21 protein-coding genes and 1 pseudogene are annotated in these 22,380 nt (G+C 54.3%); 12 read left to right on the top strand and 10 right to left on the bottom strand.

Features of this window, described 5'->3' with window-relative positions; translation table 11 throughout:
• The coding region (locus G544_RS0111675) for an IS200/IS605 family transposase (protein ID WP_027274778.1) at positions 1–243 on the top strand (243 nt) is incomplete at its 5' end.
• Positions 244–371: 128 nt separating this feature from the next.
• Here the strand turns inward: G544_RS0111675 and G544_RS0111680 are convergent.
• Complete coding sequence (locus G544_RS0111680; protein WP_027274779.1) at positions 372–1,349, bottom strand: KpsF/GutQ family sugar-phosphate isomerase; 978 nt, start codon at positions 1,347–1,349, stop codon at positions 372–374.
• 243 nt (positions 1,350–1,592) lie between these two features.
• Here G544_RS0111680 and G544_RS20410 point away from each other — a divergent pair, with 243 nt between their 5' ends.
• The 5 genes from G544_RS20410 to G544_RS0111705 all read left to right on the top strand — a co-directional run bounded on the left by G544_RS20410 (position 1,593) and on the right by G544_RS0111705 (position 7,185).
• Positions 1,593–2,348, top strand: coding sequence for a DeoR/GlpR family DNA-binding transcription regulator (locus G544_RS20410; RefSeq protein ID WP_051155713.1), 756 nt, complete (start codon positions 1,593–1,595; stop codon positions 2,346–2,348).
• A 19-nt stretch (positions 2,349–2,367) separates the two neighbouring features.
• The gene (locus G544_RS20415; protein ID WP_051155714.1) at positions 2,368–3,699 is read left to right on the top strand and encodes a four-carbon acid sugar kinase family protein; all 1,332 of its coding nucleotides are present in this window, start codon (positions 2,368–2,370) and stop codon (positions 3,697–3,699) included.
• Positions 3,696–4,697, top strand: coding sequence for a 4-hydroxythreonine-4-phosphate dehydrogenase PdxA (gene pdxA / locus G544_RS0111695; protein ID WP_027274780.1), 1,002 nt, complete (start codon positions 3,696–3,698; stop codon positions 4,695–4,697). The genes G544_RS20415 and pdxA overlap by 4 nt, the downstream gene beginning before the upstream one ends.
• 159 nt (positions 4,698–4,856) lie before the next feature.
• Positions 4,857–6,197, top strand: coding sequence for a GntT/GntP/DsdX family permease (locus tag G544_RS0111700; RefSeq protein ID WP_027274781.1), 1,341 nt, complete (start codon positions 4,857–4,859; stop codon positions 6,195–6,197).
• A gap of 238 nt (positions 6,198–6,435) precedes the next feature.
• Complete coding sequence (locus G544_RS0111705; protein ID WP_134389196.1) at positions 6,436–7,185, top strand: hypothetical protein; 750 nt, start codon at positions 6,436–6,438, stop codon at positions 7,183–7,185.
• A 49-nt stretch (positions 7,186–7,234) separates the two neighbouring features.
• Here the strand turns inward: G544_RS0111705 and ygbI are convergent, their stop codons facing one another.
• Positions 7,235–8,005 carry a DNA-binding transcriptional repressor YgbI gene (gene ygbI / locus G544_RS0111710; protein ID WP_027274783.1) on the bottom strand — a complete coding sequence of 257 codons (771 nt, stop codon included), beginning with the start codon at positions 8,003–8,005 and terminating at the stop codon, positions 7,235–7,237.
• Between the two features lie 398 nt (positions 8,006–8,403).
• On the opposite strand from ygbI, the gene ltnD reads away from it, so the two are divergent.
• The 6 genes from ltnD (at position 8,404) to G544_RS0111740 (ending at position 14,410) form a co-directional block, all read left to right on the top strand.
• Positions 8,404–9,315, top strand: a complete 912-nt coding sequence (gene ltnD / locus G544_RS0111715) for an L-threonate dehydrogenase (RefSeq protein ID WP_027274784.1) — start codon at positions 8,404–8,406, stop codon at positions 9,313–9,315.
• A complete protein-coding gene (gene otnK / locus G544_RS0111720) occupies positions 9,315–10,595 on the top strand; it encodes a 3-oxo-tetronate kinase (RefSeq protein WP_027274785.1) in 1,281 nt (426 codons plus the stop codon). Before ltnD ends, otnK begins: the two co-directional genes overlap by 1 nt.
• A complete protein-coding gene (gene otnC / locus G544_RS0111725) occupies positions 10,592–11,236 on the top strand; it encodes a 3-oxo-tetronate 4-phosphate decarboxylase (RefSeq protein ID WP_027274786.1) in 645 nt (214 codons plus the stop codon). Before otnK ends, otnC begins: the two co-directional genes overlap by 4 nt.
• 3 nt (positions 11,237–11,239) lie before the next feature.
• On the top strand, positions 11,240–12,016 hold the full coding sequence (gene otnI / locus G544_RS0111730) for a 2-oxo-tetronate isomerase (RefSeq protein WP_027274787.1): 777 nt from the start codon (positions 11,240–11,242) through the stop codon (positions 12,014–12,016).
• Between the two features lie 142 nt (positions 12,017–12,158).
• Positions 12,159–13,529, top strand: coding sequence for a GntP family transporter (locus G544_RS0111735; RefSeq protein ID WP_027274788.1), 1,371 nt, complete (start codon positions 12,159–12,161; stop codon positions 13,527–13,529).
• Between the two features lie 326 nt (positions 13,530–13,855).
• Positions 13,856–14,410: a hypothetical protein gene (locus G544_RS0111740; RefSeq protein WP_027274789.1), complete on the top strand. Its 555-nt coding sequence runs from the start codon at positions 13,856–13,858 to the stop codon at positions 14,408–14,410.
• A 107-nt stretch (positions 14,411–14,517) separates the two neighbouring features.
• Here G544_RS0111740 and G544_RS0111745 read toward each other — a convergent pair whose 3' ends face one another.
• The 8 genes and pseudogenes from G544_RS0111745 to cyoE form a co-directional block, all read right to left on the bottom strand.
• Positions 14,518–14,817, bottom strand: coding sequence for a SymE family type I addiction module toxin (locus G544_RS0111745; RefSeq protein ID WP_027274790.1), 300 nt, complete (start codon positions 14,815–14,817; stop codon positions 14,518–14,520).
• Between the two features lie 600 nt (positions 14,818–15,417).
• Positions 15,418–16,554, bottom strand: coding sequence for a tetratricopeptide repeat protein (locus G544_RS0111750; protein ID WP_027274791.1), 1,137 nt, complete (start codon positions 16,552–16,554; stop codon positions 15,418–15,420).
• Positions 16,555–16,617: 63 nt separating this feature from the next.
• Entirely contained in the window at positions 16,618–17,493 is an 876-nt protein-coding gene (locus G544_RS0111755) for a formylglycine-generating enzyme family protein (RefSeq protein ID WP_027274792.1), read from the bottom strand.
• On the bottom strand, positions 17,490–17,648 hold the full coding sequence (locus G544_RS22190) for a hypothetical protein (RefSeq protein WP_154656330.1): 159 nt from the start codon (positions 17,646–17,648) through the stop codon (positions 17,490–17,492). Before G544_RS22190 ends, G544_RS0111755 begins: the two co-directional genes overlap by 4 nt.
• Before the next feature lie 96 nt (positions 17,649–17,744).
• On the bottom strand, positions 17,745–18,701 hold the full coding sequence (locus G544_RS0111765) for a D-2-hydroxyacid dehydrogenase (protein WP_027274793.1): 957 nt from the start codon (positions 18,699–18,701) through the stop codon (positions 17,745–17,747).
• A gap of 85 nt (positions 18,702–18,786) precedes the next feature.
• Complete coding sequence (locus G544_RS0111770; protein ID WP_027274794.1) at positions 18,787–19,800, bottom strand: LLM class flavin-dependent oxidoreductase; 1,014 nt, start codon at positions 19,798–19,800, stop codon at positions 18,787–18,789.
• A 174-nt stretch (positions 19,801–19,974) separates the two neighbouring features.
• Positions 19,975–21,327, bottom strand: a pseudogene (locus tag G544_RS20420) (MFS transporter); the annotation flags it as partial.
• A 159-nt stretch (positions 21,328–21,486) separates the two neighbouring features.
• The gene (gene cyoE / locus G544_RS0111780; RefSeq protein WP_027274795.1) at positions 21,487–22,380 is read right to left on the bottom strand and encodes a heme o synthase; all 894 of its coding nucleotides are present in this window, start codon (positions 22,378–22,380) and stop codon (positions 21,487–21,489) included.

Genomic DNA, 22,380 nt, shown 5'->3' on the forward strand with positions numbered 1-22,380 from the left:
AGTGTATCGGGCTTTATGGGATATCTGAAAGGTAAAAGCAGCCTGATGCTTTATGAGCAGTTTGGAGATCTAAAGTTCAAATATCGCAATCGAGAGTTTTGGTGCCGAGGGTACTATGTAGATACGGTGGGGAAAAATACATCCCGAATACAAGAGTACATAAAGCATCAATTGAAAGAGGATAAAATGGGGGAACAGTTATCGATCCCATATCCAGGCAGCCCGTTTACGGGCCGTAAGTAACCCATAGATGCAAATGTCAGATCGCGATGCGCCTGTTAGGGCGCGGCTGGTAGGAGAGCCTTATAGGCGCATATGAAAAACCTCCGGCTATGCCGGAGGATATTTATTTGCCTGCGTTTTGGCGCAGCTCAAAAGTTTTTCAGCACGTCCGTAATATGCACGATGCCTACCGCGTTCCCGTCATCGTCGACCACGGGCAGGACGGTGACGGGCCTGGGATGGTGGCTTTCCATCAGGTAGATGGCCTCCGAGGCCAGCTTATCCCGACGTATGGTCAGCGGGCTGCGGGTCATTAGCTCATGTACCGGCAGGTAGAGAATTTGTACGTCCTGCGCTAGACGTCGGCGAACGTCGCCGTCGGTAATCAGCCCAACCAGCTTTCCCTGCTCGTCAATGACTGACGTTGCGCCTACGCCTTTTTCCGTCATGATAAACAGCGCGTGCTCGACGTTGTTTTCCTGCGATACGACCGGATTTCTTCCATCGCTGCGCATTACGTGCTCCACCTTTAGAAGCAGCCTGCGCCCCAGCGCGCCGCCGGGATGGTAAAGCGCAAAGTCGTCGGCGGTGAACTGGCGCGCCTGCATGAGAACTACCGCGATAGCGTCGCCCAGCGCCAGCGCGACGGTCGTGCTGCAGGTAGGGGCGAGATCCAGCGGGCAGGCCTCTTTTTCTACCGAAGCGTCTAGGGTAACGTCGGCGAGCTTGGCCAGCGTTGACCTTTCGTTACCGCACAGCGCGATGATTCTGGCGCCGATACGGCGTATGGCGGGAAGAAGATTTAGGATTTCCGGCGTTTCTCCGCTGTTGGAGATAGCGATGACGACGTCGTTTTTAGCGATCATGCCCAGATCGCCGTGGCTGCCTTCCGCCGGATGAAGATAGTAGGCGGGCGTGCCGGTGCTCATCAGCGTGGCGGCAATCTTATGGGCAATATAGCCCGGCTTGCCCATTCCGGTGACGATGAGCCGGCCCTTTGCCGACGTTATTATCTTAATTGCCTCGATAAACTCCGAGCCGACCTTCGTCGCCGCACGCTCAATGGCCTGCGATTCGCTGAGCAAAACGCGTTTGGCCTGCCCCAGATATTTCTCATGTTCTTCCATACGTTCTCCGTTAAATCGGTTTAACGGCCTGCAACATAGCGCCGTGCGCCAACGACTTCCATGCCTCCAAAGGAAAGTTAACAGGTATTACCGGATGAAGATTAAGAAATTAGACGCGCCTAACATCTGCGATTTTAATTTGTGAAAGTGTTAATAGATTCACAGATGAAAGTATTTGCCCCCCCATACTAGCCTCAATTTTTACGCGCGGTTTTCACGCGCGTTCTGAAGTGAGGAAAGCCCATGCCTGATGTACCAAGATACAAAAAAATCCTAAATATCCTAGATAACTACGACTCTTGCAGCATCAACGATCTGGCCAGGCTGCTGGCCGTGTCCCACATGAGCATCCGGCGCGATCTCAAGCAGCTGCAGGAGCGCGGGCTGGTTCAGCTGGCCTACGGCGGTCTGGTCAAGAAGCGCTTTTTGGACCATAGCCCCGGCTATGACGTCAAAGAGGGCCGCTGTTTTGAAAGCAAGAGAATCATTGGCCAGAGGGCCTGCGAGCTGTTACAGCCGGATATGGTGGTCTTCATGGACGGTGGAACGACGGTACGGGAGATGATCCCGTATATCCAGCTGCCGATCACCGTGATTACCCTGGATCTCTCCATCGCGATGGCGCTCAACAGCAAGCCCGAGGTCAAGCTTATCCTGTGTCCGGGAGAGGTCATACCCAGAAGCCGCGCCTGCTATAACTCGGAAACGGTTCGCTATCTGTCCGAGCGTATTACCGATATTGCCTTTATCGGCGCGGATGGCTATAGCGAAGAGTATGGCGCGCTAACCACCAGCCAAATCAAGGCCGACTGCAAGTGGATGGCTATCCGGCGCTCCGTACAGCCCGTTCTTCTCGTGGACGAAAGCAAGCTGAACATCCGTTGCCGCTACAAGATTGCCGACCTGTCTACGTTTCACCGCGTGATTACCGACGGGGCGCAGCCTGAGTTTTCTCAGTGCGCCGAGTTGGCTCATCGCCCATTAGAGAAAAAATCATAATAAAACCAAGGAGAATGCGATGAAAGTTGCGATTGTCGCGGACGATTTAACCGGTGCGAACGCTACCAGCGCCCTGTTAAGCAAGAAGGGGTTTACTACCATAACCTGTCTGGAGGCGTTTCATCAGTCTTTGAGCCATTTTGAGATTGTCTCTTTTTCTACCGACTCCCGATCTATTTCGCCCGAAGAGGCCTATAGCCGCGTCAGCGAGTGTATCGAACAGTTTAGAGCCCAGGCGCCCTTAATCAGTAAGCGTATCGACTCAACGCTGAGGGGAAATATGGGCGCCGAAGTGGATGCCGTATTGGATAACTATCCGGAGCTTATGGCCGTAGTTGTTCCGGTTTACCCCTCCAGCGGGCGGATTTGCGTCGGCGGTTCGCTGCTGGTTTCCGGCATTCCTTTGCAAAACACCATGATGAGAGACGACCCGAAGAACCCGATGACGGAGTCTTCCGTCCTTGAGCTGTTTCGCCAGCAGTCGCGCTACGAGCCTCATCACATCCCGCTGCGCGACGTTCTGGCAGGCGTTGACGCGCTGTCGGAGAAGATAGCGACGGTCTACCGACAGGGGGGACGAATTGCGATCTTTGACGCAACGACGGATCTGGACATCGCCGCTATCGCAAAAGCGGTTGAGAAAACCGGCCTGCCGGTGTTCTGCGTCGACCCAGGGCCTTTTACCGCGCAGCTTGCCCACCTGCGTTATTCCAGCGCTAACGTGAAGACCAATAAAGTGTTTATCGCCATTGGCAGCGTCTCAGCGCTCACCCAGCGGCAGATCGAGAAGCTTAAGTACGACCGCAACGTCTGGCTGGAGGTCGTCCCTCCGCGTCAGCTGATTGATATCTCAAAACATCCCGGTAAGGCGGGGCCGCTGGTTCAGATGCTGCTGCGTAAGTCTGAACGGTATGACGTCGTGGGCATCGATACGGTGGAAACGCCAGAGCACGTCTGCGAGCTGGGCGAACTGGCGCAGGAGTACGGCGTCGACAAGTCGGAGGTGAGCTGCTTGATAAACAAAGGGATAGCCGAAGTGACGTCTCAGGTTTTGCTCAACGAGAAGTCGATGTTTCGGGGAATTTACACCAGCGGCGGCGACGTGACGCTCGCCGTTACCAACCGCTTGGGCAGTAAGGGATTCATCCTGAAAGATGAAGTTGAGCCGCTGGCAGTTTATGGCCACCTGCTGGGAGACAGGTGCAACGGCCTGTCCATCGTGACGAAAGGCGGATTTGTCGGTAACGACAGTACGCTCGTGCACTGCGTCGACTATCTGAGCACCAAAATTTCCAGCGGCGTATACGCCACAGAGAAAGAATTATCTAACCAACCTCAGGAGCTTAAATGAACGTAAAACCGCTAATCGGCATACCTATGGGCGATCCCGCCGGCATCGGGCCGGAGATTGTCGTGAAAACCCTGGCCAGCAGGGAAGCGCATGAATATGGAAACATGGTCGTTATCGGCGACCGGCGCATACTGGAAGAGGCGGCGGCGTTTTCCAACGTCAATCTCGACGTTCGCGTGATTGACTCTCTTCGAGACGCCGAATTCCGGGAAGGCGTGTTAAACCTTCTCCAGCGTGGAGAACTGGACTATGCGTCGTTTAAACCCGGACTTATTCAAGGGCAGTGCGGTAAAGCCGCTTTTGAATATATTAAGACGGCCACCGAATTAACGATGGCCCATAAAATAGACGCGCTGGCGACAACGCCGATTAATAAAGAGTCCCTCAAAGCGGGAAATATTAACTACATCGGCCATACCGAAATATTGGCGGATCTGACCGGCACTCAAGATCCGCTGACGATGTTTCAGGTCAAAGAGCTGAGGGTGTTTTTCCTGACGCGCCACATGTCGCTGGTGCAGGCTATTGAATCCTTAACGCCGGAGCGGGTGTGTGACTACGCCATTCGCTGCACCGAAGCGCTGCACAAGCTGGGCCTTAAAAATCCCAGGCTATCGGTGGCGGGTATCAACCCGCACTGTGGGGAGCACGGCCTCTTTGGCTCTGAGGACGACGACGTTCTGGCGCCGGGCGTTGAAATGGCAAGAAAAGCGGGCGTCAACATTGTCGGGCCTAAGCCTGCGGACAGCGTTTTCCACTTTGCGCTGCTGGGCGCTTATGATGCGGTGCTCTCCCCTTATCACGACCAGGGGCATATCGCGACCAAGATGGTGGACTTCCACCGCACGATTTCTATTACCAACGGAATGCCGATTTTAAGAACCTCGGTCGACCACGGTACGGCGAATGACATTGCGGGTAAAGGCGTCGCCAACGCGGTGAGTCTGATTGAGGCCGTTCGCCTGGCCGCGCTGTACGCGCCTTATTTCAAAAAATAAGGCCCAAAGCGATGCCTTAAATAATAAACGCAGGCCGGAACGCCGACCGCGTTATTAAATAAAAATATCAACATCATTTATTCCCGGCGCTATGCGTCCGGACGACTGCACCCGTCGTTCGGCCATAGGCCGGTATAAATACAATAACGGGGACGAACTATGAGTGTTGGATTTGCGATGTCGATGCTGATACTCGCCATTATCATCGTGGTGGTGTTATGCGTTTATTTCAAAATACATGCCTTCGTTTCTTTAATGACGGCGTGCCTGTTTTTAGCATTAACAATGGAAATGCCCTTGGCGAAAATCGTCTCGGCGTTTGAGTCGGGGCTGGGAGGGACGCTTGGCTTTTTGGCTCCCATCCTGGCGCTGGGGGCGATACTCGGCAAGCTGATGGAGATATCGGGCGCCGCAGAGCGGCTGGCGAGAACCCTGATTAACTTCCTCGGCAAAACGCACGCCCACTGGGCGATGCTGGTTGTCGGCTATATTTGCGGTATTCCGGTGTTCTTCCAGGTGGGGATCATCCTGCTTATCGCCCTGATGTTCTCGGTGACGAAAGAGTCAAACCTGCCGGTGATTCAGGTTGCGCTGTCAATGATAATGGGGTTGCTCATCGTCCACTGCGTCATTCCGCCACATCCTGCGGCGATGGCGATTGCCGGGTCGCTCAATGCCGACGTGGGGAAAGTCATTTTCTACGGCCTGCTGGTGGGCATACCCGCCGCGGCGATTGCCGGGCCGATTTACGGTAAATATATCTCCAGGCGTTTCCCGGTGGAGGTAACCGGCGCCTACGCCAATGCCGAGTCGCGTCCGGATTCCGAGCTGCCTTCTTTCGGCAAGACGCTGTTTGTCATCCTGCTTCCGCTGCTGCTGATGATTGGCAAAACGCTGGTTGAACTGACGATCGATAAGGCCAATCCTCCCGCCTATATGGTTTACGTCGACTTTATCGGCACGCCGATGATTGCGCTGTTTATCTCAGCCGTTGTGGCTTATTTCGTGCTCGGCACGGGGCAAGGCTTTACGCTGAACCAACTGGGTAAGTTCAGCGAAAGCGCGATGGCGCCGATGGCGTCTATTCTTTTGGTTATCGGCGCCGCGGGCGCATTTAACAAAATCATTATCGACAGCGGCGTCGGCGAAGCGCTGAAGGAGGTGCTGACCAGCATTCAGATAAGCCCGCTCATCATGGCGTGGGTTATTGCTATCGTTATGCGCACCGCTCTGGGGAGCGCGACCGTCGCCATGATGGCTTCGGCGGGCTTTATCCTGCCGGTCCTCAGCGGCTATCCGTCTCTTGACCCGGCGCTGGTGGCTATCGCTATCGGCACCGGCGCTATCGGCGGTTCTCACGTCACCGACTCCGGCTTCTGGTTCGTGAAGGAGTGTTTGGGCATTTCGGTCGGGACGATGTACGCCACCTATACGGTGGCGACCTGCATCGCCTCCGTGCTCGGGCTTTTGGCTACGTTGGGGCTAGCGATGGTTGTTTAGACGACGTTTTTTTAGTAAATATTTCAACATTGTTTTTTTGTCTTGACGAGAAACCGTCCGTAACAAATCTAAAAGCGCCCGGTGAGTCTTCATCTGGTGCTTTTTGCCTTATGTGAGTATGATATTTTACTTAGCCAAGTCCGGCGTACGCCCGCGCGTATGGTAAGGATTGCTGGACCATAAAGCGGCGCTCTGAAGTCGGGCGCCAGAGTTTATTTTATTGACGGATCGTAATGACATGAGCACAGCAAAAAATCTTTTAGCTATTCCCGCACTCCCTATCGTTCAAAGCGCAGTAATGTCGCTGGCGCCAACGTTCAACGGCGGCCGCCATGACGGTCACATGAACGTGCTGTGCGAGCTGGTTCGCGGTGAAAAGACGCCGGAAGCGGTCGTAGAGTATCTGAAAGCTAACAAAATTGAAGCTACGGCGGATAACGAATTTGCGCTGTTTATCGGCGAACGCCGTCCTGAGCAGGATACCGCCGCTGCGGCCTATATCGCGACAACCGTACTGATTCAGCCTAACCTTGGCGAATTCCTTGAGCCGGTAAAAAAGAGCGGAAACAGCAAGCAGCCGGAATTCTCCGTCAATCAGGAAAAGCTGACGACCTCTCTGACCACCAAGCTTGCGATTGCGCTGGCCAACGCAGACATTTTTGCGCTGATCGCGCGCGAGCTGCCGAAAGGTTTGACCGTTGACGCCTACCGCGCCGAAGTTGTCCGCCTGTTCGGTAAGCTGGCTCCGGCCTATCTGGGCCGCGTACAGTCGCACTATCTGAAAGGGTTGAGCTTCAACCTGCTGCAAATGCAGAACAACCAGTTTACCTTCGTCAGCTCTACCGGTTATCTGTTCAACTTTGACGTACAGGGCCTGTCGCTGCAGCTGGGCGGCATTAACTGGTACGGCCGTGGCCAACTGCTGGGCAAAGACTATGAGGTGCAGGTTGACTACTTCAATGACGCAACGCTGGAACTGCTGAAGTAAATTCACCTTTTGGATTGTGAAAAGCCCCGCCGGAAACGCCGGGGCTTTTTTATGCCTCGGCGTTGGCCAGCATAAGCGTGATTTCCGACAGGCGAATAGCCTCTTTGGCTGCCTCCGGCAGGGCGCTGTCGGTAATGATGGTGTCGAACACTGAGATGGGCAGCGCCATATAGGTGGCGATTTTGCCGTACTTTGAGGTGTCGCACAGCAGGATGCAGCGGTGGCTGGCGTCGACGATGGCTCTTTTTACCGACACTTTGTTTTCGCTGGGGGTCGACAGCCCGCGCATGCTCCACGACGAGGCGGAGATAAACGCAATGTCGATAAGCAGGTTGCGCAGGGCGTGAGCGGCGGCCTCCCCGACGCAGGAGCGGTTTTCCCGACAGACCGTGCCGCCGGTGTGGATAAGCGCACAGCTGCCGAATTCGATTAAATAGCTGGCGATGACAAAGTCGTTGGTGACGACGGTCAAATCGCTGCGATCGCCTATCTCTTTGGCAAGCGCCAGCGTCGTGGTGCCTGCATCCAGATAAATACAGCTGTCGGCGGGGATGATTTCCGCCGCGAGCCTGCCGATGCTGGCCTTCTGCTGGCTAAACATCGTCTCTTTATCCATGTGCGAAGGCTCGCTGATAAGCCTTTCCTGCGCCTGAACGCCACCCGACACGGGGATAACGGTACCCTGCTGTTCAAGCTTATGAAGATCCCTTCTAATGGTCATATGAGAGACGCCAAAGCGCTCCGTCAACTCGGCGATGCTGACGACGCCGCGTTCGGCAACCAGTTCTAAAATCTGTTGATGTCGTTCTACGGGTATCACGATGATTTCGCTCCGAGTGGACTATACCCAAAATAATTCGAGTTGCATGAAGGCGGCAAGGGAGTGAATCCCCAGGAGCTTACATAAGTAAGTGACTGGGGTGAACGAGTGCAGCCAACGCACATGCAACTTGAAGTATGACGGGTATATATGGCGTTAATTTTTGTTATAAGTTATCACAGTGCCCCCTAGAGTGTGAAGCGCATTAACAAAACATAACTTGCTAAAATAAATAAAGAAAAAATAAATCCTATGATTTCTATGCAATTGTTGAAACCTATGATGATGTTAATATCTGTGAATTGGATCGCGATATTGTTTTTTCAATTCCCTATAATTAACACAAGAGAACAAAGATTAACTAATTTTAACATCACGCTTTGATATTGGAGATTGGTATGCAGAATAAAGACTATTCCGTTTGTATCGTAGGGCTGGGTTCAATGGGCATGGGTGCGGCGCAGTCCTGTATTCGCGCGGGGCTAACGACCTACGGCGCCGATATTAATCCGGTTGCGCTGGAGCAGCTTAAGCAGCAGGGCGCAAAAGAGACGGCGACCAGCGCTCAGGCGTTTGCCGATAAGCTGGACGCCGTGCTGTTGCTGGTCGTCAATGCCGTACAGGTGAAAAAGATCCTGTTTGGCGAGAGCGGTCTGGCTCAGCACCTGAAGGCCGGTACGCCGGTGATGGTTTCTTCTACCATTTCCGCTGCGGACGCCAAGGAAATTGAGAAAGGCCTGGCCGAATTCGGGTTAAACATGCTGGACGCGCCGGTTTCCGGCGGCGCAGTGAAGGCCGCTGCGGGTGAAATGACCGTGATGGCTTCCGGAGCCGAACAGACTTTCAGCCAGCTGGCTCCGGTGCTGGACGCCGTTGCGGGCAAGGTGTATCGCGTTGGTGAAGAGATTGGCCTGGGCGCAACGGTGAAAATCGTTCACCAGCTGCTGGCCGGGGTTCACATCGCTGCTGGCGCTGAGGCAATGGCGCTGGCCGCGCGGGCGGGCATTCCTCTGGACGTCATGTACGACGTGGTTACCAACGCCGCCGGCAACTCCTGGATGTTTGAAAACCGCATGCGTCACGTGGTCGACGGCGATTACTCGCCCAAGTCGGCGGTAGACATTTTTGTTAAGGACCTGGGGCTGGTGGCCGACACCGCCAAATCTCTGCACTTCCCGCTGCCTTTAGCCTCCACTGCGCTAAACATGTTTACCGAGGCCAGCAACGCCGGCTTTGGCAGAGAAGACGACAGTGCCGTTATCAAGATTTTCTCCGGCATCGAGCTGCCGAAGGGTAAGGAGAACGCATAATGTTGCTAGGCGTTATTGCAGACGACTTCACGGGAGCGACCGATATCGCCAGCTTCCTGGTGGAGAACGGCCTGTCCACCGTTCAGCTTAACGGCGTTCCCGCAGACGACGTAACCGTCGACACGCAGGCGGTGGTTATCAGCCTGAAGTCCCGCTCCTGCCCGGTTGAAGAGGCGGTGGAGCAATCGCTGGCCGCGTTGTCGTGGCTTAAGCGTCAGGGCTGCCGTCAGTTCTATTTCAAATACTGCTCAACCTTCGACAGTACGCCGAAGGGCAACATCGGGCCGGTAACGGACGCCCTGTTAAACGCGCTGGGCGAGACGCAGACGGTCATCTCTCCCGCACTGCCGGTTAACGGGCGTACGGTTTATCAAGGCTACCTGTTCGTGATGGGGCAGCTGTTGTCGGAGTCCGGCATGCGCAACCATCCGGTGACGCCGATGACGGACAGCAGCCTGCTGTGCCTGATGGAAGCGCAGGCTCAGGGCAAGTGCGGCCTGGTGACGGCGTCGGATCTCGACCTCGGCGCGCAGGCGGTGAAGCAAAAGCTGGCTGCGTTGGCGGAAGAAGGAAAGCGCTACGTGGTGCTGGACGCGCTGAGCGAACGGCACCTGCTGGTGCAGGGCGAGGCGGTCAAGTCGATGAAGCTTGTGACCGGCGGTTCCGGTCTGGCTATCGGCATCGCCAGGCAGTGGGCGGTGGTAGAAGAGGCTGGGCAGGGAGCGTCTAACGCCAAGCTCGCCGGTGCGCCGCAGGGCAAAAAGGCGGTGGTGCTGTCCGGTTCCTGTTCGACGATGACCAACCTTCAGGTTGAGCGCTATCGCCAGCAGGCGGCGTCAAAGGCGATTAACGTGGAGCGTTGCGTCGCGTCGGATTCGGAGCGAGCGACTTACGCTGCGGAGCTGGCCCGCTGGGTTGAAGAGAATGCTGACGGCAAGCTTGCGCCGATGCTTTACGCTACGGCACAGCCGGAAACGCTGAAGCTTATCCAGCAGAAGTACGGCGCGCAGGCGTCAAGCCATGCGGTTGAGCATCTGTTTTCCGACGTCGTCTCCCTGCTTCACAAGGCTGGCTTTAGCCGCTTTATCGTTGCGGGCGGAGAAACGTCAGGGGTTGTTACCCAATCTTTAAACATTCACGGTTTTCACATTGGCCCCTGCATTTCCCCCGGCGTGCCTTGGGTGCGGGCGACGGAGCAGCCCGTCTCTCTGGCGCTGAAGTCCGGTAACTTCGGAGATGAAAACTTCTTTGCCAGAGCACAGCTGGAGTTTCCCGTATGAGTGAAAAGACGTTAATTCAAGCAGAGCTTGAGGCGCGCGAAGCCATGGTCCGCCTGGGCGCCTCTTTGTTCCAACGCGGCTACGCGACGGGCTCTGCCGGCAACCTTTCCATGCTGCTGCCCGACGACACGCTGCTGGCGACGCCGACCGGCTCCTGTCTGGGGGAGCTTAACGCCGACCGGCTCTCCAAGGTGGGGCTGGACGGAACGTTGATTTCAGGCGATAAGCCGTCAAAAGAGGTCAGCTTTCACCTGTCCTTATATCTCAACAATCCGGAGTGTAAGGCGGTCGTCCACCTGCACAGCACCTATTTGACGGCGCTGTCCTGCTTGGAAGATCTCAATATGGAAAACGCCATCCGCCCGTTTACCCCCTACGTGGTGATGAGAATGGGGAAAGTCCCGGTGGTGCCTTACTACCGTCCTGGCGATCGGCGGATTGGCGAAGATCTCGCCAAGCTGGCTAACGGCAACCGGGCCTTTCTGTTAGCCAACCACGGCGCGGTTACGCTGGGGCGCTCCCTGCGCGACGCCTCGGATAACTATGAAGAGCTGGAAGAGACGGCAAAGCTGATATTTACGCTGGGCGATCGTCGCATCCGCTATTTGTCTGAAGAACAACTTGCCGAATTACGGAGATAAACCATGCCGAAGTTTGCTGCCAATTTATCAATGATGTTTAACGAACTGCCGTTTCTGGACAGGTTTGAAGCGGCGGCCAAGGCCGGCTTCAAGGCGGTCGAGTTTCTGTTTCCCTATGAATACCCGGCGGAGCAGCTTGCCGAAAAGCTGAAGCAGAATGGGCTTAAGCAGGTGCTGTTCAATACCGCGCCCGGCAACGTCGCCGCAGGCGAGTGGGGGCTTACCGCGCTGCCCGGCCGCGAGCGCGAGGCGCGTGAAGATATTGACCGCGCGCTGGAATACGCCATTGCGCTCGGCTGCCCTAACGTACACGTGATGGCGGGCGTAGTGCCCGAAGGCGTAGACCGCCTGGCCTGCCGCCAAACGTTTATTGAAAACGTTCGCTACGCGGCGGACCGCTTTGCGCCGCACGGCATAAACGTGCTGATTGAAGCGCTTAGCCCGCCGATTAAGCCTAACTATTTGTTCAGCAGCCAGCATCAGGCGCTGGCGCTAATTGAGGAAATAAATAAGCCCAACGCTTTCGTTCAGCTGGACTTTTTCCACGCCCAACTGGTTGACGGCAACGTAACGGATATTATTCAGTCGATGGCCCGCCGCTACGGGCATATTCAGATCGCTTCAGTGCCGGAGCGCCACGAGCCGGACAGCGGAGAGCTGGACTACGGCTGGATTTTCAACAAATTGGATGAAGTTGGCTATCAGGGCTGGGTAGGCTGTGAATACAAGCCGCGCGGCGAAACGACGGCGGGGCTTGGCTGGGTGAAGCCTTATTTATAGTACTGATTTTTATATTGAGATGTAGCACTGAAATAAAGTTCGTAAAGTCCGTATAGAAACGAATTTATAAAAAAAAGAAACCCACCGCGTCGATGTAAAAATCGATGCGGTACCCTACTTTTACCTATTAAAGGGTCTAACCATGTCGACAATTGCACTGTTAACGATAGCGGCCTTGGGCGTGCTCTTGCTCCTGCTGCTAGTGATTAAAGCGAAAGTTCAACCGTTTGTAGCGCTGCTGATGGTCAGCCTGTTCGTTGCGCTGGCCAGCGGCATTCCTACCGGCGAAGTCATGAAGGTCATGACCGCGGGCATGGGTGGCGTTCTTGGCTCGATTACCATCATTATCGGCCTGGGCGCGATGCTTGGTCGAATGATCGAACACTCCGGCGGCGCTGAATCACTGGCCAGCTATTTCAGCAAAAAATTAGGGCCAAAGCGTACCGTCGCCGCGCTGACTATCGCGGCCTTTATTCTCGGGATCCCGGTATTCTTTGACGTTGGCTTTATCATTCTGGCGCCGATTATTTACGGTTTCGCCAAGGTAGCCAAGGTTTCTCCGCTGAAGTTTGGCCTGCCGATGGCCGGCGTCATGCTGACGGTGCACGTTGCGCTGCCGCCGCATCCGGGGCCGGTCGCCGCCGCGGGGCTCTTGAGCGCCGACGTGGGCTGGCTCACAATTATCGGGCTGCTGATTTCTATTCCGGTCGGCGTTATCGGCTACTTTGTCGCCCAGCGCCTTAACCGTAAAAACTATGCGATGTCGGTCGAAGTGCTGGAGCAGCTTCAGCTGGCGGCTCCGGAACCTGCGCCGGAAAACAGCGCGCCGATTACCGATCGCATGAATCCTCCGGGGGCGTTTTTAATCTCTGCGCTTATCATCATTCCTATCGCCATTATTATGATGGGTACCGTGTCCGCTACGGTGATGCCGGCCGGTTCGCCGATAAGAGACTTCTTCACGCTGGTCGGCTCTCCGGGCTTGGCGCTGATGATTGCGCTGGTGCTGGCGTTCTACTTCCTGGCGGTTCGCCGCGGCTGGAGCATGCAGCATGCCAGCGACGTCATGGGCGGCGCGCTGCCGACGGCGGCGGTGGTTATCATGGTGACCGGTGCGGGCGGCGTGTTTGGTAAAGTGCTGGTGGAGTCCGGCGTGGGCAAGGCGCTGGCCGACGTGCTGATGACCATCGGGCTGCCGCTGATTCCTGCCGCGTTCATCATCTCTCTGGCGCTGCGTGCGTCGCAGGGCTCGGCGACGGTAGCTATTCTGACCACCGGCGGTCTGCTGTCAGAGGCGGTGGTGGGACTAAACCATATTCAACTGGTGCTGGTCACGCTGTCCATGTGCTTCGGCGGCTTGGGTCTGTCGCACATTAACGACTCCGGTTTCTGGATCGTCACCAAGTACCTGGGGCTTTCCGTCGCAGACGGCCTGAAGACCTGGACGGTGTTGACGACGGTGCTGGGGGTGAGCGGGTTTGCGTTTACCTGGCTGCTGTGGCTGGTGGTGTAGGGTTGAGGTTGGACCATAGCTACCCGCATCGCGGGTAGCTATGGTTGCATTATGCTTTCCAGAGTTCATACATCAGAGGCTGGTTGACGGACTTCCAGAGGCTGATAATTTCACCCCATCAAGGCGCGGATTTCTTCGGACCTGCGCGCTAAAGTTAGTACCGGAAAAGCCACCTTCAGGGTGGCTTTTCTCGTTTGGAGGGACGACCCCTTTTTCCTTAAAGCGAACTAAGCGCTCTCCTTCATCACCTTTTCCGCCTCTTTACGCTGCCATATTTCTGGTGTATAAGACCGCCAATTATCGTTCAATATAAAAGGAATTAAGTTATGAGCGAACCCTCATCGTTCTTTCTGCATGTACATATCACAGAGGAAAACCTGGAACAGTATTTTGCCTCTCCTGCAAAAGATGTTGCTGATTATACGGACTGGACTGCATGGTTTAGTGAAAAGAAAAGAATGTATGGCGATCCAGTGAAAATGCTTAATGAGCTGAAGGGGTGTAACGCGGGAAGCAGCCGGGATAATATTTATGCGGAACACATCAATTACGATAAAGAAAAGCAGATCCTCACTATGGATCATATCTTCTTAGGTGAGAATTTTGGTATCTATATGCCATTAACGACCTGTCTGCGAGGTCTGGAGAGCTATATTACCCCTGCGACGCAAAATAACTTTTTGGTCATCTACCCATACTGGTGGGGAGGTGGGGCACAAGGGCTATCACCGGAGACGAGTATTTATCTGGAGTTTGCTGACGGCCACAGTCACCTTCTGTCAAAAACCCGCGAAGAAAATATCGCCATTGCCCAAGCATTTTTTGACGAGTACGGGGAAGAGTTGGCAAGGGAACTATATGATAAACAGGGATATATTTAAACTTTCGTATACCCGATAGCTGTAGTGTTTATTTGAGACTTTATCAGCAATCTTAACCACCCGCGATGCGGGTGGCTATGTTTTTGGGGACGAACTCTTCCCCTTCTTCACAACTCGCTAAGCACCCCCTCCTTCATCACCTTCACCGCCTCTTTCACCTGCTTAAGCTGGGTACGCAGCTCGTGTACTTCATCGTTATCGGGAATGAGCACAATGCAGTCGTCGGCAATCTTGACCGTCACGCCGACTCCGGTGTCGAAGCCGGCCTCTCTGAGCCATTTCCCGCCTAGGTTTATGGCGGGCGTGCTGGTATCGCCCTGATTGGGGACGTAGCCGACGGTGTAGCGGCGCTGGGTTTTAGCGGGTTTCTCGGATGAGGGGTGAGTCTGGGTAGGGATCGTAGCCATAGGGGCAGCCTCCAACAAGTCGTCAATTATACCGCCATCGGAAATGCTAATTTCACGGGTGGCGGAACCGGACGGAGTTAGCATTACCGGCCTTGTTGGACACCGGCGCGTCTTGCGACGCCACCGTCCGGCTCGCCATAGGAGTGTAGCCGTGTGCACGACATAAGAAAAGCGCAGATGCGCCGCTATGTCGCCAACAAGAGAATTTCAGGATGCTAAGCCCGGCGCCTGAATTTGCAGGCGCGGGCAAAAGATACCGCTATCGATAACGGGCGGCAAGCGATTTTATTAAGGGAAACAAGGCGTAATGCCAATATTGGAATACGCCTCGCAAAATTCGATAAGATGGTTGAGATACTAGCTCATGGCGCCCGAAATAGATTCCAACCAACGGTCAATTAAATCGCTTCTTTTAATACATATATAAAGAAGCCCGCTATTCTAATGTCGTCTATCGCCATCTTTTATCCGGGGCAGCAATATCGTCATTGAGATCTTTGATGCGGTTTTTTTATTATAGTTTGTGCAAAACGACTCACAGTTTAAAATATCATGAGGATAGTTAATTATAATAAAAAATAAAGCAGTGCGTTGACACCATCATCTTTTATTATTTAACACATCACAACTTTTCTGATAACCACCATCGCAGGATGTCTTAAACAATTCTAACGCCTTCTCTCTGGATTTAGTTATTCCCTGACCATTTTCGTACATTATGCCTAATTGATACATAGCGGCTAACTGATAATCGTTCCCCAAATAGTATTTAGCTCTATTCGACAATGTAGTAGAAAGTATTTCATAAAATTGAAATGCTTTTTTATAGTCCTGTTTAAGATAGGGTTCCACCCCATGATAGTAATAATAGGCAATTTGATGAATAGCTCTAAAGTGACGCTGTTCAGCTGCCTTTTGTAAATACTTTAGTGCCTTTTCAGTATTCGGTTCATCACGATATGTGTAATATTCATACAAAGAGTAGGCGGCGTCACTGTTGCCCTGATTATAAGCCTGAATGAAATAGTCACGGCCTTTTTCAGGATCTGATCTTAACCCGTACCCGCCTCTATAATAAATATAACCGATTTCATACTGCGCAGAGGCGCTCCCTTGTTTAGCCGCTTTTTCAAGGTAGTAAATTTTCTGATTGAGGTCGGATTTAAGCACTTCGTCGTCAGTATACATCCGACTCAGCTTATATGAAGCGTCAGCATTCCCACTATTAGACTGCTGCTCTAACTGTTTTTTATTTTCATTGCGAAATTTATGAAAACCCTCAGCGGCTTTTTTTAAATCCTGATCCGTTGCATGTTTATCATCATACATTTTACCTAAATTCAGCAATGCCTTATATTCACCTTGTAGTGCTGCTTGTAAGAACAAATTTCTGGCAAAATCTATATTTCGTGTTTGCACCCCCTTATTGGAATAATATAGTACGCCCAACCCATTCTGAGCCTGAGGGTTTCCTTTCTCAGATGCCTGCTCCCACAATTTCTTTGCCATATGATAATCTTGTGGTACACCTTCACCTGTGTAGTACATTTTCCCCAGATTATATTGTGATTGTATATCCCCCTGTTTAGCTGCCTGTTGGCAAACTGGTACATTCACCTGGCATTTGTCGTAAGATACATAACTCTCCCAACTTGTCTGTGCATTAACCAGAGGACTTATTAAAATCACGCCAAATAACGCCAGCTTTAACTGAAATCCTTTTTCTATACTATCCACCTGTATCCCCCTATATTGAGTAACACTGACAAAAGACTCAACCCACTCTTTCTCGCCATAAAACTATAAGGGACTCACTTCATTGACTACACAGCGAAACCCATAGCCAATCTTCGCCCCCTTTTTATCTCCATTTATATCGCCACTCCAGCGCAAAATAACCGGATTATTCCAGTAGGCTTTGCCACCAGACCCTCTTAACACCTTTTTATCGCCTTTTTCCGGGCCGGTGGGGTTCTTCTCCGACGAAGATTGATAATAGTCCGAAGCGTACCAGTCGTTGACCCAGTCAAAACCATTTCCCATCATGTCATATAATCCAAGGGGGTTAGGCGGATAGCTGCCTACAGGTTCAATGCTTCCTGCAAAACTTGCGTTTTCACCCTCCTCATCCTCATGCCAGATGTTATCTTTGTTCGCCATAATAAAAAACTGTCCACGGCTGCGCGCCGCATACTCCCACTGCGCCTCGGTTGGTAAGTCAACTTTCCGGCCACTTACTTTACCCACCCACAGGCAATAGTCCTTTGCTTCCTGCCAGAGAACCGCTGCGGGGTAGGAATCACCAGCAAACTTAGAAAAGGAGTCGCTCTCATTGTATGATTTAAATCTTGTATAGGCTTTTGATTTTGGTTTCCCCTGAATGTCCAGATAACGGTTATACTGCTTCCACGTTACTCGGTATTTGGACATACTAAAACTGTCAAGCGTCACCTTATGCAGCGGCTTATCATCCTGCTCAAAGCTGAAAGGTAAATGTTCCCCCATAGTCGGGCCAAAATCCCCCATCATAAAACTGCCGCCCGCCACAAACACCATATCGGCCAACTGTTCGTTTGCCAGTGTTATTTCTTCCTGTTTATCATCACAGCCGAACAACACTAAAGCCGCCATACCGGATAACAGGGTCTTACCGATATCAGACAATAACTTTGTCATGCGTACATTCCTTTAACTGCATTGTGCTGCTGACAGACCTGCGCCTTGTATATTTGAATAGCCGACCTGGCCTGCTGCGCCAGTATTCTCGCATCCTTTTTATCAATACCCGCGTCGCACAAGCTTTCTTCAATCTCGTCCCTGTCCGTAAACATCCCTTTTCTCCATGAGTCGATCGGTGTTACACAACAATAAAGCGCCGGGAAGCGTCAATGACAATCTTCCCGGCGCTTTTACTCAAAACCCTGCCGTTAATTCACTACGTTCTGCGGGTTCCCCGCCATATAGCGCTTAAGGTTTTCCACCGTGATCGCCATCAGGCGCAGGCGCGCTTCTTTCGGCGCCCAGGCGATGTGGGGCGTGAGTACGCAGTTTTTGGCCGTCAGCAGCGGGTTGCTGGCCGCAGGCGGCTCGGTGGACAGCACGTCAAGCGCCGCGCCGCCGACTTTGCCGCTGTTGAGCGCGTCGGCCAGGTCCTGTTCGACGATAAGCGCGCCGCGCGCGGTGTTGAGCAGCAGCACGCCGTCCTTCATTTTCGCAATCGTCGCGCGGTTAATCATGCCGGTATTTTCCGCCGTCAGCGGGCAGTGCAGGCTAATCACGTCGGACTCGGCCAGAAGCTCCTCCAACTGCACGACGCGAAGGCCGGGGCGCTCGTGCTTCTTGTTTTGGCTCGGCGTATAGACCAGGATTTCCATACCCAGCGCGGTCGCGACGGCGGCGAAGGCCGAACCGATTTGGCCGTAGCCGATAAGGCCCAGCGTTTTGCCCTGCAGCTCGATGAGCGGCGAGCGCCAGTAGCAGAAGTCAATGCTGCTGCTCCAGCCGCCGGCGCGTACGTCGTTGCTGTGGTCGCCCACGTGGTGGCAAAGCTCCAGCAGCAGCGCCAGGCTCAGCTGGGCAACCGAGATGGTGCTGTAGCTCGGCACGTTGCAGACGATAACGCCTTTTTCGCGCGCCGCCTTAACATCGACGATGTTATAGCCGGTAGCCAGCACGCCGATAAACTTGAGTGAAGGGCAGGCGGAAAGCGTTTGGGCGCTGATGGGCGTTTTGTTGGTCAGTACGATTTCTGCGTCGCCGATGCGTTCAACGATAAGGTCCTGCGGGGTGCGGTCGTAAACCGTGAGGTCGCCAAGCTGCTTAAGGTCGTTCCAGGAAATGTCGCCGGGGTTAAGCGTATACCCGTCCAATACCACAATTTTCATCGTTCACCTGAGAGTCCAGAGGGTTAAACGTTACTGCCGCGCCCGGTACAGGCGCGCGGCGATACGAATGCCCGCCGTGAGCGGGCTAGGCTGAGCCTAGTTCAGGCGCGATGTCGGCAATCAGCTCAAACGAGCGCAGGCGCGCCTGATGGTCAAAAATCTGTCCGTTAATCATAATCTCATCAACGCCGGTTTCTTGCAGCAGATTTTGCAATCCGTCGCGAACGTCCTCTTTATCGCCGACGATAGACAGGCTTAGCGTGTGGTTGACGCTGTAAAGCTCGTGCTTAGCAAGCTCCTTGGTCACGTCGTCTACCGGAGGCGGCAGCGGCCCCGGCTTACCGCGGATCATGTTGGCGAAGTGCAGCTGAACGGAGCTGAAAAGCCGCTCTGCCTGCAGATGGTTATCTGCGGCGATAACGTTGAGGCAAACCATGGCATAGGGCTTGGACAGCGCCGCCGAGGGGACGAACTCCCGGCGATAGACCTCCAGCGCCTGCATCAGCAGATCCGGCGTGAAGTGAGCGGCGTAGGCGAAGGGAAGGCCCATTTTTGCCGCCAGCTGCGCGCTGTAAAGGCTGGAGCCGAGCAGCCAAAGCGGCACTTTTAGCCCCTGGCCGGGAATGGCCTTAATGGGCTTGGCAGGGTTTTCATCATCAAAATAGCCCTGTAGCTCGTGCACGTTGGCCTGATAGTTTCTGGCGCTGTCGTGTTCGTCGCGCCGAAGCGCCAGCGCGGTTTCCTGATTGGTGCCCGGCGCACGGCCAAGCCCGAGGTCAATGCGGTTGGGGTAGAGCGTCGCCAGCGTGCCGAACTGTTCGGCGATAGTCAGCGGCGCGTGGTTGGGCAGCATGATGCCGCCCGCGCCGACGCGCATTTTTTCCGTTACGCCCGCGATGTAGCCTATCAGCACCGCCGTTGCCGAACTGGCGATGCCCTCCATGCTGTGGTGTTCCGCCAGCCAGTAGCGATGATAGCCGAGCCGCTCGGCCAGAATGGCCAGTTCACGAGAGTGAGCGAAGGACTGGGAAACGGAGCCGCCCTGAATAATCGGTGAGAGATCGAGGACTGAAAGAGGTATGCGGGAAGTCTGCGTCATACTAGATGTCTCCAATATCGCTGAGGGCCTGTTAAAACGGGCCCCAAGTCTCGGATTATGCCCCGCGCTTCCCGCCGTTTGCTATTTTACTTCACGGCCAGAGGGTTACTGGGCATTCGCCGCCGGTTTCTCGCCAGCCTGGTGTCGGCTGTCGTACTTACGAATAAATTCAACAATGGCCTGTTCCAGCGTCGCGCGATTGGTTCTCGCAGAGTCTATCTTAACGTAGGCGGCGCGCTCTTCGGGGACGAACGCCGCTTCGTTAACGCCGGTAAACGCTTTGAGAACGGCTGCCGACAGCCCTGCGCCGATGGCCGCCTCCGGCACGTTAATGCGCAGGCTGCTGACGTAAGGCGGCTGCTTCATAGTGGTGCTTAACAAAAACCACAGCCCGCACAGGACGACCGAGCCCAAAAACACCGCGCTGACGCCGTTTAGGCCAAACAGCCAACCGCCGATGCCGCCGCCTATCGCCACGCCGATAAACTGGCTGGTGGAGTAAACGCCCATTGCCGTTCCTTTGTAGCCGGCGGGGGCCTCTTTACTGATAAGCGAGGGCAGAATGGCTTCCATCGTGTTGAAGGCAATAAAGAATAGCTGTACGCCCGCAAACAGAAGCCACAAGCGTTGGTCGCTGGAAAAAAGTATAGCTTCAGAAATAAAAAGCAGTGCGACGCAGGTTAAAAATACCTGCTTCATTTTACGCTTTTTTTCCGCAACTATGATGAAGGGCACAACGGCGACAAACGAAACCAGCATGGTCACCAGATAAAGCTTCCAGTGGTCCGCCGGCATGAAGCCCGCATGCTCCATCGCCACGGGCAGGGCAAGGAAGGTGGTCATCAGAATAGCGTGCAGGCAGAGTATGCCGACGTTAAGCTTGAGTAGCCGCTCGTTGCGCAATACTTTGATAAAGCTGCCTTTAACCATGCCCGATTCGCGGTTCAGCACGTGTTCGCTGGTACTGGGAATAACGAACAGCGTTAGCGCGATGGCTAAGAGGCTAAGAACGGTAATGGCGAAAAACAGCGCGTTAAGGCCAAAGGCGTGCGTCACGACAGGGCCCAGCACCATAGCGATGGCGAAGGTGATGCCAAAGCTTACGCCGATAAACGCCATGGCCTTGGTGCGGTGCTGTTCGCGGGTGAGGTCCGACAGCAGCGCCATGACCGCGGCGGCGATAGCGCCCGAACCCTGAAGCGCTCGGCCCAGGATAATGCCCCAAATCGAGTCGCTCATCGCGGCGATAAGGCTGCCGCAGGCGAAAATCAGCAGGCCGCCAACGATAAGCGGCTTACGCCCCACACGGTCCGACAGCAGGCCAAACGGGATTTGAAACACCGCCTGCGTGAGGCCGTAGATGCCGATAGCAATGCCGATAAGCTGCTCGGTTGCTCCCGCCAGCGACATGCCGTAGGTGGTTAACACCGGCAGTACCATAAACATGCCCAGCATGCGCAAAGAGAATACCAAACCCAGCCCCGCCGTCGCGCGGCGTTCCTGTGGCGTCATGCGGTTATCGTTCATAGTGCCTCAAGCGGTGTGTCTGAATGGATTCGTCATACAACTCGAATATTTAGGGTATAGCATAATCGTAAGCGTGGGTTAATGCGCGGTTTTCTTTATCAACAAAGGGGTTATGCGCGTACGCCGCGCGGTTAACGCGGCGTACGGGAGAGACAAAGCTTAAGACCTGACCAGCGCCAGCAGCGTTTCCGGTGAAACGGTTTGGGTGTAGTCGACCGACATCATGACGCTCAGAGCGGTTATCGTCACGATGGAGAAGATAAACACCTTTTTCGCCCAAACGCGGTTGTCGTTGGTCTTATAGCCGGTCAGCGCCATGACCAGCCAGCAAAGGCCGACGGTGGCGGCGACGGCCAGATAGCCGTAGCCCGCATAGCCGCTAATGGCCAACATCAGCGTCGCGGCGATAAAGCCGATGATATAAAACGTGATGTGGTTTTTAGTCACCGAGATGCCGCGCTTGACCGGAAGAACCGGAATGTTCGCCGCCAGATAGTCCTTGTAGCGGAAAATCGCGATGGCGTAAGAGTGCGGCATTTGCCACAGGCTGAAGATAACCAGCAGCAGCATGGCGCCGGTGTCAAACTGGCCGCTGACGGCGCAGTAGCCGATAACCGGCGGCGCAGCGCCGGAAAGGCTGCCGATCAGCGTGCCGTAAACCGACTTACGCTTCATATAGAGGCTGTAAACGCCGACGTAAACCACAAACCCGAGCAGGGCGAAACCGACCGCCACTGTGTTTGTGAAAACGTAGAGCAGCGCGAAGCCCAGAACGCCCAGCGCGGTAGCGTAGCTGAGCGTGACAGTAGGGGAAATCAAACCCTGAACCAACACGCGGTTCTTGGTCCTTTCCATCAGGCAGTCAATATCGCGGTCAATGTAGTTATTGAACACACAGCCGGACGCCACGACGAGCGAGACGCCGACCACGGTGGCGAACATCAGGAAAGCGTCGACGTTCCCCTGGGCGGCCAGGAGAAAGCCGCCGATGACGGACACCATGTTGCCAAAGATGATGCCAGGTTTGGTGACCAGCAGATATTTCTTCATCAT

Origin of the sequence: Leminorella grimontii ATCC 33999 = DSM 5078 (assembly GCF_000439085.1) — a bacterium.
Classification (GTDB): Bacteria; Pseudomonadota; Gammaproteobacteria; order Enterobacterales; family Enterobacteriaceae; genus Leminorella; species Leminorella grimontii.